Below are 14,007 nucleotides of genomic sequence, written 5' to 3'. Positions count from 1 at the left end.
TTTTTAATATGTACAATTATACTATTCTGGATGATAAGGAACTTACCGGTCTGCTGCAAAACGGCGATGAGCTTGCTTTTACCGAAATTTATAACAGGTACTGGACAAAATTATTTACCGTGGCTGCCAACAAAATAAGCGACCTGGATGAAGCCGAAGAAATAGTGCAGGACATATTTGTTTCACTATGGAAAAGGCGGACTGAACTCGACACCATAAACACATTAGGGCCGTATCTTGCTGTGTCTGTTAAATACAGGGTTATTAAGGTATTGGCAAAGCGCGGTCATCAGCAAAAATACTCGGACTATACACAACAGATTGCCAGCCTAACTGACGACACCACGCAACAATGGCTCGACTTTGAAGAGTTGAGAGGCCGACTGGTCACATTTGTTGCTGAACTGCCCGAAAAATGCCGTTTGGTTTATCGCCTCAGCCGCGAATCGGGCTTCTCGCAAAAACAAATTGCCACAGAACTTGGCATTTCCGAAAAAACCGTTGAAGCGCATTTGGGAAAAGCACTTAAGACTTTGCGTACACGGTTAAGCAGTTTTTTGTTGTAAAGCCCATCCATCAAAAAATATTAAAAAATATTTTCTACTACACTAAGGGATTGGTGCTGGTTAAGGTACCTATTACTAACCAATACCTCCTGAATGGAAAACCGCTACCACGAATTAGCAAAAAAGTGGCTCAATAACACCATAACACCTGCCGAACAGGCAGAGTTTGCCGCGTGGTATAATGCCGGCCAGGACAAGCCCATTGAAATTCCAGCAACTTTTGCAGAAAATGACGAGGCGTTAAAACAGCGGATATTAAATAAAATAAGCCGCGAAATAAAAAAAAGTAACAGCCACGTCACGAAAATAATACCTCTGTGGCTGCGCTACGCGGCGGCCGTGTTCTTGTTTGGCGGATGTTTTATGTACTATTACGCACACACCCATCGGGCAGTTAAATCAAACGTTTTAACACAGCAACAAAAACCTTCAAAAAATGATGCCGGCCCGGGCGGAAACAAGGCAATTTTAACCCTTGCCAACGGCAGTAAAATAAATTTAAGTGATGTAAAAAACGGCGTGCTGGCCAGCCAGGGGCAAACCGTGCTTAAAAAAGACAAAAACGGTCGCATAATTTACGAAGCGTCTGACGTAAAAGGAGTCGATTCATCGGCCATATTTAATACTATAACCACTCCAAGGGGTGGCCAGTTCCAGGTGGTATTAAGCGATGGCAGCAAAGTTTGGCTTAACTCTGCATCGTCAATAACCTTCCCGGCCGCATTTTCAAAAACCGAAAGGAAAGTTACTATAACAGGCGAAGCCTACTTTGAAATAGCTAAAAACAAAAACAAGCCTTTTAAGGTTGTAACAGGCAGGCAAATGGTGGAAGTTTTAGGAACCCACTTCAACATAAATGCCTATACCGACGAAAGCGCAATTAAAACTACACTTATCGAGGGAAGTGTAAAAATTTCTGCAGACGCGCAATCTGCCATTCTTAAACCAGAGCAGCAATCAAGCTTATTTAATAATAAAATCAGCATAAATACAGTTGACACAGATAACGTGTTAGCATGGACGACCGGCAATTTCCAGTTCGAAAAGGCCGAAATACCATCGATAATGCGTGAGGCTGCGCGATGGTATGATGTTGATATTAAGTATGAGGGCGAGATCCCAAAACGGCGGTTTACAGGCAGCATATCGCGCAGCGTAAACCTGTCTGAATTATTGAAGATGTTAAAATACACCGGTATAAATTTTAAAATAGCAGGTAAAACCATTGTGGTTACCTCCTGATTTATTGCGGACCATTATATACTATTGAAAAACAATATTGCCGGGTTTACCTGCCTGGCAAAAACTTAATGTTGCTGCCAATGGCGGCGGCATATTTATGTGTAAATCAACCAATTGTTTAACCATATAAAATAAACTCCTAATGAGAAAACCAATACTAAGGGCCCCCTGAAGCTTGAGGTAATGTTTTTATGGCAACATAAAATACTGGCGAAAAAAATCCGGGAAGCGTTGGCGCGCTTACCCGGGTCAATGTCCGGGTTACCTCCTATCCACAATCGCGAAATTGAAATATTAAGTTTTTAACCCAAACATACAAAACTATGAAATTTAATTTTATGGTGGGGCCTTTAAAACGGCGCCGCCTGTTCAAAATTCTATTAGCTATGAAGCTAACTGCAGTTTTCATATTTGCAGCCCTTTTAAATGTAAGCGCTAGAACATACAGCCAAAGTGTAAGCATTCACCAGAACAATGTATCTATTGATAAAATACTGAAGCTGATAAAAAAACAAAGCGGCTACAACTATTTTTATGATGAAGACGCTGTGGCCAAAACATCAAAAGTAAACATCGATGTAACCAACATTTCGATTGAAGAAGCGTTGAACCTTTGTTTTAAAAACCAGCCACTAACCTACCGCATATTCCAGCAAACTATTGTTGTGAAGGCTAAGGACGAATCGAAACCCGTAATTGAAATCGCCCAAAAGGTACAAGGTACGGTAACCGACGCCAAAGGCCCGTTGCCCGGCGTTAATGTGAAGATAAAAGGCACTACCATAGGCACTATAACCGATGTAAACGGCAAATACGTTTTAAACGATATTGACGGCGGCGCAACCCTTGTTTTCAGCTTTGTAGGCTATAATACGCAGGAAATTGCCATAAGTAACCGCGAAACAGTTGATGTAAAACTGGTTGAAAGCCAAAGATCGTTAAGCGAAGTAGTGGTAGTTGGCTACGGCACATCAAAACGTGTTGACCTTACCGGAGCTGTGGGGAGCGTTAGTGAAAAACAACTACAGGAACGCCCTGCTATAAATCTTGAACAAGAACTGGCAGGTAAAATTGCCGGTGTAAATGTATCAACCAACTCAGGTGCACCCGGTGGCGCAACCAAAATACGTATTCGTGGTTACAGCTCCATCAACTCAAACACCGACCCGTTATACGTTGTTGACGGCGTGGTTTGGACTGAGGGTGGTGCATCGATCAATCCTAACGACGTGGCATCTATCGATGTATTGAAAGACGCGTCATCGACTGCTATTTACGGCACACGTGGTGCTAACGGGGTTATTTTAGTAACCACAAAACGCGGTACCAAAACAAAAGGCGGAACTGTTAATTACGATGCTTATGCCAGTGTAGGTGTTTTAGCCCGAAAATTGAAAGTTTTGGACTCAAAACAGTTTTTACAGGTTGAAGACATATCGTACGCCAACATTAAAAAATACGACCCCACCGGCTGGGCTGCTGGTAAATATGCCGACGATGATCCCGTAAAGATCCGCACAGCGCTTATCGGTAAATTATTCGACAGTAATTTGAACCCACTGTACAATACCGACTGGCAGGACGCTACAACACGCCATGCATTCAGTCAAAACCACAACCTGTCGTTTACCGACGGAAATGAAAAAATGAACTATGGCCTGTTTTTAAATTACGGCGATGACGAGGGGATTATCATCAACAGCTACCAAAAACGCTATAATGCACGGCTAACTTTAGACAACCAGGTAAAACCATGGTTAAAAGTTGGCGCCACGTTAAATTACGACTATCGCGAAACCCGCACTCAGGACGATGGCACCGGCGGCAACAATATCCCGCGTATGTTGGTGGAAATGCCGTCAATATTCCCGATCCGTTACCCTGATGGCAGTTATGCAAAACGTACCGACTACCCTAACATGGAAGGCGGCGATAACCCGGTAGCCCAGGCTAACGAAGTTGTATCATTGCATTACAGACGTGTTTTTAGCGGTAATGGCTATGCCAATATAAATTTCTTCCCGGGACTCGATTTCCGCACAACCATCGGTGTTACCAACTCGAGTAATACCGATCCGCACTCGCAGACCGGGTTGGTTGGCGGTTCAACCATCAACCAAAGCTATAGTTCGGCATCGATCAACCAATACAATAATGTTTTCTGGCAATGGCAAAATTATCTGACCTACAACAAAAAGTTTAACAAAGTTCATTCGTTGAATGTTGTAGCGGGTTATGAACGCCAAAACTTCAGCCAGTTAAGTTCATACGGCTCAACACAAGGCCTGTCAGACAATTATTATTCATATTATAACCTTGGCGCAGGTTCTATACCGGGTATACCAACATCAAATTATGATGCATGGCAAATGCAATCATTTTTCGGCAGGTTGAACTACACTTATAATGATAAATACCTGCTAACATTAACCGGTCGCGAAGATGGTTCATCAAGGTTCGGTTCGAAAACAAAATATGGTTTCTTCCCTTCGGCAGCTGTAGCGTGGCGCGTATCGCAGGAGGATTTTTTGAAAGATAACAAAACCATATCCGACTTAAAATTAAGGCTTAGCTATGGTCTTACCGGTAACTCCGAAATTGGTGAATACCGCTCGCTTGCCAATATTAACACCAACAACTATCCCTTTGGTGGCGCCCAGTCTATCGGCACCAATTTAACAAGTATAGGTAACGATAACCTGCAATGGGAAAAAACCGCTGAGTACGACTTCGGCGTATCGTTTGGTTTGTTTAATAACCGGGTAACTGTTGAAGCCGATGCATATTTAAAAAAGACAAAAGCACTATTACTTAATGCACCATTGCCCGAAACCAGCGGATTTACCAATGTATTTAAGAACATAGGCAGTATTGAAAACAAAGGAATAGAGCTTACTCTAAATACTGTTAACATCAAATCGGAAAACTTTAGCTGGAACTCAAGTTTCAATATCTCATTCCTGAAGAATAAAATATTAAACCTTGGCGCCAGTAACGACGACATCTTTCTTGACCCTACATTTCTATCGCAATTTAACCTGATGCGCGTTGGATTACCGGCAGGTACCTTTTGGGGCTACAAGGTTTTAGGAACCTGGGGAACAGCTGAAGCAACCGAAGCCGCCAAATACGGCCTGCTGCCAGGTGACCTGAAAATATGGGACAAAAATGGTGATGGAAAAGTAACTGCAGATGACAAAACAGTACTGGGTAAATCGACACCAGACGGCTATGGTACTTTCACAAACACCTTTCGTTATAAAAACTTCGATTTTGCGGCCGAACTCCAGTTTAACTATGGCAACCAGGTAATGAACCTGACCAGGCACTCGGGCCAGGACAGGACCGGACAGGCAAATAGCTATGCAACCGTACTTAACGCATGGACACCAACCAACCAGAATACAAGTATTGCCGAAGACAGGCCTGCTTTTGTAAGGTATCAAACCGAAATATATTCAACCAAGGTTGAAAATGGCTCGTTTATACGTGGAAAAACAGTAACGCTTGGTTATAACTTCCCCAGCTCAGTAGTTTCAAAGCTAAAAATGAGCAGGCTAAGGATCTATGCACAGGCACAAAACCTGTTCCTGATAACCAAGTATACCGGCTACGACCCTGAAACATCAACCTACAACGGTTCGAGCAACTTTACACAGGGAATACTTTTTTATGATTATCCGAAGCCACACACGTACCTGCTTGGGATAAATGCCAGTTTTTAATTAGACTTTAAAATTGAAACATCATGAAATTTAATATAAAAAAATACGGGGTTGGAAGTTTAATACTGATCCTGATGTTCACGGCGAGCAGTTGCAAAAAATACCTTGATGAAAAGGATAACAGCAACTTTGTGAAAACCAACTACTTTAAAACACCCGCACAGGCACAAACATTTGTAAACGGGATATACCCACAGCTGCATCTTTTTCAAAACGGCGATGCCTATGGCGAAGCGCCATTTATTACGCTTGAGCTATTTTCAGGACACGCAACATCATTGGGCCAGAGCGTTAACAACGGCAACGTAATTAACCAACGTACCGATGCGGTTAATCCTGGATTTGAAGACGTTTGGAAAAACAGCTATAACGCTATAGCCAATGCCAACCTCGCTTTAGAGCAGATTCCAAATGTGACAATGGATGACGTCACGAAAAAGAAACTGCTGGGTGAGGTATATTTTCTAAGGGCGTTCTTTTACTATCACCTGGTAAGGCTTTATGGCGATGTGCCATTGATAACAAAATCCGTTACGGTTGACAGTCCTGATTTGTACCCAACCCGCACAGACTACAAACAAGTATACGACCAGGTTATAAGCGACCTGCTGGCAGCTGAGGCATCAGGTTTGCCGGCAAGCGATCCAGCTGGCAGGGTATCATTAGGGGCGGTACGAACCTTGTTGGCCAGCGTGTATCTTACCACAGCGGGTTTCCCTATGCAAAAGACTGCAAATTACGCGCTGGCTGCGGCTGAGGCTCAAAAGGTTCTGGACGGTACTTATACCCTATTTACCGATTATGCCTTTTTGCATGACAATACCCACAAAAACCAGGGTGAATTGATTTTCCAGGGTCAGTATTTGGTTGGTGTGGCTACTAATGCCATTACCCAGCTTACCGTGCCGTTTAACTTACCAGTAGGCGCATATGGCGACCACCTGGGAGCTATGATTCCAACCAATGGCTTTTTTGCCAGCTACGAGGCGGGCGACTTACGCGCACAGGAACGCCAGTTTTATTTTTCGAGCTATCCGCAGTTTGGCGATCCCAGTAAAACAATTGTTTTCGGGGAGCATTGCCTATATAAGTTCTTTCACGTAGAAAGTGCTACGGGCAATGGTATTTGCGACGAAAACTGGACCTTTTTACGTTTACCTGAGGCCATGCTGATATACGCAGAAGCCAGCAACGAAGTAAACGGCCCAACGGCTGATGCTTATGCGCAGGTTAACGCGATAAGAACCCGTGCACACCTTGCACCGCTAAGCGGCTTGTCAAAAGACCAGTTCCGCGAGGCTATCTGGAGAGAACGCTATCATGAACTTGCCTATGAGAATAAGGCTTATTTTGATATACAGCGTACGCACATGGTATATAACGTAGCTAATAATACGTTCGGCGATGCCTTTAGCACAGCCAACGAGCAAGGGGTAACCATGAAGCAGCAATACCTTTTATGGCCGGTTCCGCAACGCGAAATAAGTACCAATAAAAAACTCACCCAAAACACGGGTTGGTAAGTAAAATAATCAATATAAAAGACCGGTTATCCAATCGGTCTTTTATATTTACAGGATAATTTATTTGACTGACTATTGATGAAAAAAATCCTTTTAGCACTATCGCTGTTGCTCCCTGTTTTCGCGTCCGCACAAACAGGTAAACAGTCCTCACTTGTTGATTACATTAACCCTTTGATGGGCACCGATTCAAAGTACGATTTATCAAACGGGAATACCTATCCAGCCATTGCTTTACCCTGGGGCATGAACTTCTGGACGCCGCAAACAGGCAAAATGGGCGACGGCTGGCAATACACCTATGACGCACATAAAATAAACGGCTTTAAACAAACCCACCAGCCATCGCCCTGGATGAATGATTACGGGCAGTTTGCCGTTATGCCGGTAACCGGGCATTTAAAGGTATCTCAAAATGGTCGTGCCAGCTGGTTTTCGCATAAGGCCGAGGTCGCGAAGCCATACTATTACAGCGTTTACCTTGCCGACCATGATATATTGGCGGAACTAACCCCTACCGAACGCACCGCGCAATTTCAGTTTACCTACCCCAAAAACGACAGCTCGTATGTGGTAATTGACGCATTTGATAAAGGTTCGTATATCAAAGTTATTCCCGGCGAGCGGAAAATTGTCGGTTATTCAACTAAATACGCCCGCGGTCCGCTTAAAAACTTTAAAAACTATTTTGTTATTTATGTAGATAAGCCCATAACCTTTGCAAAAACCTACAGCGACAGCACCGCGACCGACTCGCTGGAACTGCATGCCAAACACGTTATGGCAGCAATTGGCTTCAAGACTGCCCACGGAGAAAAGGTACACTTACGGGTGTCGTCTTCTTTCGTAAGCATTGAACAGGCCGAAATCAACCTGAAAAGAGAACAGGGAACGGATAGCTTTAACGTTACCGAGCAAAAAGCAAAAGATGTTTGGAATAAAACTTTAAGCCGCTTAACCGTTGAAGGCGGCTCGGTTGATCAAACCCGTACCTTTTACTCATGCCTTTACCGCATGCTATTCTTCCCGAACAAGCTTTACGAGGTTGACGCGAATAATCAAATAATTCACTACAGCCCATACACCGGGAAAACCATGCCGGGTTATATGTTTGCCGGCACGGGCTTTTGGGATACCTTCAGGGCGTTATATCCTTTCCTTAACCTGGTTTACCCATCCATTAATAAAGAGATGCAAGCAGGCCTTGTTAACGACTATAAAGAAGGCGGCTGGCTGCCTGAGTGGAGCAGCCCCGGATATTCAGACGTAATGATCGGTAACAACTCTGCTTCGGTAGTTTCTGATGCTTATATAAAAGGCGGCAAAGGCTACGATATAAATACGCTATATGAAGCGTTGGTGCACGGCGCCAACGGTGAAGGCCCGGCAGGAACAGGCCGCACAGGTGTTGCATATTATAACAAATTGGGATATGTGCCTTATGATGTTAAAATAAACGAAAACGCTGCACGTACGCTGGAATATGCTTACGACGATTTTGCCATTTACCAATTGGGCAAAGCATTAAACAAACCTGCCGCTGAGATTGATATCTTCAAAAAACGCAGCATGAACTATAAAAACCTTTTCGACCCATCAACCGGTTTAATGCGCGGCAAAAACCAGGACGGCTCGTGGGAGACGCCTTTTAATCCTTTTAAATGGGGCGATGCTTTTACCGAGGGTAACAGCTGGCACTATAGCTGGGGTGTATTTCACGATATACAAGGGCTTGTGAACCTGATGGGCGGCAGGAAACAGTTTGTGGCCAAGTTAGATTCAGTATTTATACTACCGCCAATTTTTGACGATAGTTATTACGGCGAGGTAATCCACGAAATTCGCGAAATGCAGATTGTAAACATGGGGCAATATGCACACGGTAACCAACCCATACAGCACATGCTTTACCTTTACAATTATGCCGGCGAACCATGGAAAACCCAATACCATGTGCGCGATGTAATGAATAAGTTATACAAAGCCACTCCTGACGGTTATTGCGGTGATGAAGACAATGGCCAAACTTCGGCATGGTATGTATTTTCGGCAATGGGATTTTACCCGGTTTGCCCGTCGGTAGATCAGTACGTGCTTGGCGCACCATTGTTTAAAAAGCTGACTATTAGCTTTGAGAATGGTAAAAAAGTAGTTATCAATGCGCCAAACAACAGCGATAGCAACCTGTATATCAACTCCATGAACGTAAATGGCAAGCCTTATGATTTGAATTGGCTAAGTCATAAAGCGTTATTGCAGGGCGGTGTTATTAATTACAACATGTCGGCAACGCCAAATAAGCAACGTGGTGTTAAAGCAAGCGATGTTCCTTATTCTTTGTCAAATGAAAAATAGAATTTCAACCTTCTTAACTGCAATAATCTGCGGTTTGGCCTTGAACGTGCATGCCCAGGTGCAAGGACCAAAAGTTGGTATTGCCGGCTTAAATCACGACCATATTTATGGCATTTTAAACGATTACGCAAAAGGCCGCATCAACCTGGTAGGCATAGCCGAACCCAACAAACATTTGTGGGAAAAGTACGGCAAGCAGTTTCATGTACCGGATTCCATATTTTTCGAAGATTTGAAAACTATGGTAGCCAAACGCAAACCAGCAATAGTGCTGGGCTATAACGCGGTAGGCAACCATGTTGATGTAGTTGAGGTGTGTGCCCCCATGGGTATCCCGGTTATGGTTGAAAAACCATTGGCTGCCACGCTTGAACAGGCTAAACGCATGGAAGCGCTTGCCAATAAATACCATACAACGGTTTTAACCAATTACGAAACCACCTGGCACCCATCGTTACAGGCGGCTTATGATATTATTAATAAAGACAGCATCGGCGCTATCCATAAAATGGTAGTACACGACGGGCACCAGGGACCCAAAGAAATAGGCTGCAGCCCCGAGTTTTTGGCCTGGCTAACCGACCCTGTTCTGAATGGTGCGGGTGCATTAAACGATTTTGGCTGCTACGGTGCCGACCTGATGACCTGGCTAATGCACGGCCAGAAACCAATTGCTGTAACGGCAATTGCCCGTCATTATAAACCGGGCACTTATCCAAAAGTTGAAGACGATGCCACCATCATTGTTGAATACCCCACTGCCACCGGGCAAATAGAAGCATCATGGAACTGGCCATTCGGTATTAAGGATATGGAGGTATTTGGCAATACCGGCTATTTACATGCGGTTGACCGCGACAACCTGGTAATGCGCATGCGCGAAAATACCCGGAGCGTTAGAGATGTACCTAAACTAATAGCCCCAAATGACGATGCTACCACCTACTTCCATGCATTTTTAAATAAAACTATTACCGCAGATGATGACCGTTCGTCATTAAAATACAATATGATAGTGATGGAGATACTGGATGCGGCAAAGCGATCGATAAAGGAAGGTAAGCGGATAGTATTGTAAGTTTATGCTACCTGATTTGAAAAGAATGGAAAACAGATGTAAATGAGGGAAAAGCTGGATTACTTCTACTACCGATTTTACAGATTCCAGGTTTCCGTCGGGAACGGTATTGCAGCGGTGCCAATTTCTTTGCTTTTTTTCTCGATGTTGTTAATGATCAATTTTATCAGCATCGGTTGCCTGTTTTATGGTTTTGGTGGTGTAAACATACCGCCTGGAGACATTTTGCGATGGGTAATATCGTTTCTTAGTTTTGGCATTATTATCAACTGCTTACTTTTTATAAAAAACAAACGGTACAAGTATATCATCAAAAATTACGAAAAGGAAACTGCCGCCTCGGTAAAAAAGGGAAATTTGCGGGTTGTGTTATATATTTTAGCCACTTTTATTCTTTTAGGATTAGGCTTTTATTCGATGATATCAAGAAATGACAAGTTGTTATAAACTTTCCAACAGATATATCATAGTACCTTTGATCGTAAAATAAGCAGGAACCAGAGGGTGACGACGGACCGGTAAGCTCGTTCCTTATTTAAAATTATTCACAACTGGCTTAAACTTTTCCTAATCTCTGGCCTCTAATCTCCAATCGCCAACGTTAACTCAAAGAAAAAAATATTACTTTTGCCCCGGTTTGAATATTTAATACCTCTGAAAAATATATTATGATAAAACAACTTTTTAGTGCTGCGGGCCTGTGTTTATTAGGCTTCGCTGCTTCTGCTCAAGGTAATGCAGCCGCTATAATGGCACGCAAACAGGTTCCGGTTATTTGCTACCACCAGATACGCGACTGGCGGCCGAAGGATTCAAAAACAGCTAAAGATTATATTATACCTGTACAATCATTTAAGGACCATATTAAAATGCTGGCGGATAGCGGTTATCATACCATATTACCCGACCAGTTATACGCTTACCTTACAAAAGGCACGCCGTTGCCAAGTAAGCCTGTTATGCTTACTTTTGATGACACCGACGAAGACCAGTTTACAATAGCTCGCCCTGAGCTGAAAAAATATGGCTTCAAAGGCGTTTATTTTATCATGACCGTATCGCTTGGCCGCCCGCATTACATGACCAAAGAACAGGTTAAGCAGCTCTCGGACGAGGGCAGCGTGATAGCCAGCCACACCTGGGACCACCACCGTGTTGACAGGTATAAACACGATCCGAATCCTAAAAAGGACGACTGGAATGTACAGATAACAAAACCTACACAGAAGCTTGAAGAAATCACAGGCAAAAAGATCGAATACTTCGCCTTTCCGTTCGGTGTTTGGAAGAAACCGGTATTACCAGAGCTAAACAAATATCACTTCAAACTGGCATTTCAGTTAGCCGACAAACGCGATGCGGAATATCCGCTGCTTACCGTTCGTCGTATATTGGATAGCGGTTACTGGACTACAAAAACATTCAGCAATAGCTTAAGGCACAGTTTTTAGCCCCCTACCCCCTAAAGGGGGATTTTTTAAAAAAAGGCCCGGTTTGCATTGTTAACCGGGCCTTTTTTGTAGCGCAGTATGTATATTTAATGCATGAAAACAGCAATCAAATCAATATTGGTTTTGGCCCTGCTTGTTGCATGTGCCCGCGCCAGTGCTCAAACACCCCGGTTAATTGACGACCATTTTAGAGCATTAATTGCACATGATGTAAAAAGCATAGCCGCGGGATATTCAGACGATGCGCAAGTGTTATCACCAAACTGGGAAGGAGCAAAAATTGGCGCCGCAGGCGTGACAGAAGCCTATACGCGCTATTTTTCGTCGACCCCGGACTTGGTTTACAAAGTGCTGAGTGTTATAAATGCAGGTGATAATGTGGTGGTTGAATATACCTCGGGCGGCACGCTTTCAAATCCGGAGGCCGGCACCCCGGAGTATATGAAGGGGAAGAAATATATGCTGAATTACTGCGCTGTCTTCGCAATAAAAAATGGCAAAATAGTAAAGGAGTCAGATTATTTCGACCAGCTTGCATTTTTACGACAGGTGGGCTTCTTTGACCAAAAATAATTTCGTCCCTTAGATTTTGTTTAGTGCAGCAATATTGCCGCTTACTTTAACGACACCCACTTAATTGCCCTGTCCAGCTCATCCAGCGGAAAATATTCAAACTTGCCGGGAATGATGTACCTAAAAAGATCGCTGAAGCCCAGCACACCCTGCTGATCGGTAACCAAAGCCACACGGCCCCATTTAAAAAAATATTTAAATCCTATCTTAATATTACCACACCATGCACCTGATACAAAATTCCTGATGTCGGTTTCGAGCACCAGCACAAAATTTATCTTACGGTTTGTTTTAAGCACCTCATCAATAATTGGTATAAGTGCTTCCTCATAGTCCGTTTCAGTAACTTCGGCAAACGCGTGCAGTCCGGCAACGTGAGGCGGCAAATTGTTTATCAGCTGAAGCATATCTACTTTTTTCATATCAATAACTACACCACAATTAAAAAACATTCTTATTTGTGATAAAAAATATCACAAAGGTTAAATATCGACTAAAATGAACCGCCGTATTTCAATTTTGTTTTGTATTATCTTTGTGGCTGATGCAACAAAACAAGTCAGCATATAGCCAACTTATTAAAGATGAAGCCAAAAATCTTGGCTTTATATTTTGCGGTATTGCTAAGGCTGATTTCCTGGAGGAAGAAGCACCACGACTGGAAGCGTGGCTAAAAAAAGACATGCATGGCGAAATGCGATACATGGAAAACTATTTTGATAAACGGCTGGACCCTCGTTTACTGGTGGATGGTTCAAAGTCGGTTATTTCCTTAGGGCTTAATTATTATACTGAAGATGCACAGGTAGACGCCTCGGGCCCTAAAATATCAAAATACGCTTACGGCGCTGATTACCATCATGTAATAAAGGGAAAACTAAAGCAGTTGCTTGAAACAATAAACGAAAAAATTGGTGAAGTTGGCGGCCGGGCTTTTGTTGATTCGGCGCCGGTGCTTGACAAGGCATGGGCAAAAAAAGCAGGTTTGGGCTGGATTGGGAAAAACACAAACCTGATCAATCAAAAGGTTGGCTCCTTCTTTTTTTTAGCGGAACTGATTGTTGATATCGAACTGGACTATGATGTTGCCCCTACTTCCGACCATTGCGGCACCTGTACCCGCTGTATCGACGCCTGCCCGACAGAAGCCATCGTTGCGCCCTATATTGTTGACGGCAGCCGGTGTATATCCTATTTAACCATCGAGCTAAAAAATGAAATCCCAAAAGAATTCAGCGGCAAAATGGATAACTGGATGTTTGGCTGTGATGTTTGCCAGGATGTGTGCCCCTGGAACAAATTTTCTGTACTGAATACTGAACCATCCTTTGCTCCCCACGCCGATTTGCTACAATTAAACAAAAAAGACTGGGAGGAAATAACCGAAGACGTTTTTCAGAAAGTATTTAAAAACTCAGCGGTGAAGCGAACAAAGTTTAGCGGTTTGAAAAGAAATATTTCTTTTTTGAGCAATAGCGATTGATGGGAACCCAG

The 14,007-nt window shown here is 43.3% G+C and carries 11 protein-coding genes; 10 read left to right on the top strand and 1 reads right to left on the bottom strand.

From position 1 onward, the window contains the following. The first annotated feature begins 8 nt into the window (after nt 1-8). The 9 genes from Q0R52_RS01655 (at nt 9) to Q0R52_RS01615 (ending at nt 12,513) form a co-directional block, all read left to right on the top strand. On the top strand, nt 9-566 hold the full coding sequence (locus Q0R52_RS01655; protein ID WP_295791459.1) for an RNA polymerase sigma-70 factor: 558 nt from the start codon (nt 9-11) through the stop codon (nt 564-566). 93 nt (nt 567-659) lie between these two features. Beyond that, on the top strand, nt 660-1,808 hold the full coding sequence (locus Q0R52_RS01650) for a FecR family protein (protein WP_295791458.1): 1,149 nt from the start codon (nt 660-662) through the stop codon (nt 1,806-1,808). Between the two features lie 323 nt (nt 1,809-2,131). Continuing rightward, on the top strand, nt 2,132-5,533 hold the full coding sequence (locus Q0R52_RS01645; protein ID WP_295791457.1) for a TonB-dependent receptor: 3,402 nt from the start codon (nt 2,132-2,134) through the stop codon (nt 5,531-5,533). Between the two features lie 23 nt (nt 5,534-5,556). Continuing rightward, a complete protein-coding gene (locus tag Q0R52_RS01640) occupies nt 5,557-7,056 on the top strand; it encodes a RagB/SusD family nutrient uptake outer membrane protein (protein ID WP_295791456.1) in 1,500 nt (499 codons plus the stop codon). 78 nt (nt 7,057-7,134) lie between these two features. Further along, a complete protein-coding gene (locus Q0R52_RS01635; protein ID WP_295791454.1) occupies nt 7,135-9,411 on the top strand; it encodes a GH92 family glycosyl hydrolase in 2,277 nt (758 codons plus the stop codon). After that, nucleotides 9,401-10,489: a Gfo/Idh/MocA family oxidoreductase gene (locus Q0R52_RS01630; protein WP_295791451.1), complete on the top strand. Its 1,089-nt coding sequence runs from the start codon at nt 9,401-9,403 to the stop codon at nt 10,487-10,489. Before Q0R52_RS01635 ends, Q0R52_RS01630 begins: the two co-directional genes overlap by 11 nt. Before the next feature lie 42 nt (nt 10,490-10,531). Further along, nucleotides 10,532-10,936, top strand: a complete 405-nt coding sequence (locus Q0R52_RS01625; protein WP_295791449.1) for a hypothetical protein — start codon at nt 10,532-10,534, stop codon at nt 10,934-10,936. A gap of 221 nt (nt 10,937-11,157) precedes the next feature. Continuing rightward, complete coding sequence (locus tag Q0R52_RS01620) at nt 11,158-11,940, top strand: polysaccharide deacetylase family protein (RefSeq protein ID WP_295791446.1); 783 nt, start codon at nt 11,158-11,160, stop codon at nt 11,938-11,940. A gap of 93 nt (nt 11,941-12,033) precedes the next feature. Further along, the gene (locus Q0R52_RS01615) at nt 12,034-12,513 is read left to right on the top strand and encodes a nuclear transport factor 2 family protein (RefSeq protein ID WP_295791444.1); all 480 of its coding nucleotides are present in this window, start codon (nt 12,034-12,036) and stop codon (nt 12,511-12,513) included. A 41-nt stretch (nt 12,514-12,554) separates the two neighbouring features. On the opposite strand, the gene Q0R52_RS01610 is transcribed toward Q0R52_RS01615, so the two are convergent. Beyond that, nucleotides 12,555-12,935 carry an STAS/SEC14 domain-containing protein gene (locus tag Q0R52_RS01610; protein WP_295791442.1) on the bottom strand — a complete coding sequence of 127 codons (381 nt, stop codon included), beginning with the start codon at nt 12,933-12,935 and terminating at the stop codon, nt 12,555-12,557. Nucleotides 12,936-13,057: 122 nt separating this feature from the next. Here Q0R52_RS01610 and queG point away from each other — a divergent pair, with 122 nt between their 5' ends. Then, a complete protein-coding gene (gene queG / locus Q0R52_RS01605) occupies nt 13,058-13,996 on the top strand; it encodes a tRNA epoxyqueuosine(34) reductase QueG (RefSeq protein WP_295791440.1) in 939 nt (312 codons plus the stop codon). Nucleotides 13,997-14,007: the final 11 nt, after the last annotated feature.

Origin of the sequence: Mucilaginibacter sp. (genome assembly GCF_025359345.1) — a bacterium.
Lineage (GTDB): Bacteria > Bacteroidota > Bacteroidia > Sphingobacteriales > Sphingobacteriaceae > Mucilaginibacter.
This window is presented reverse-complemented; position numbering and strand designations above follow the sequence as displayed.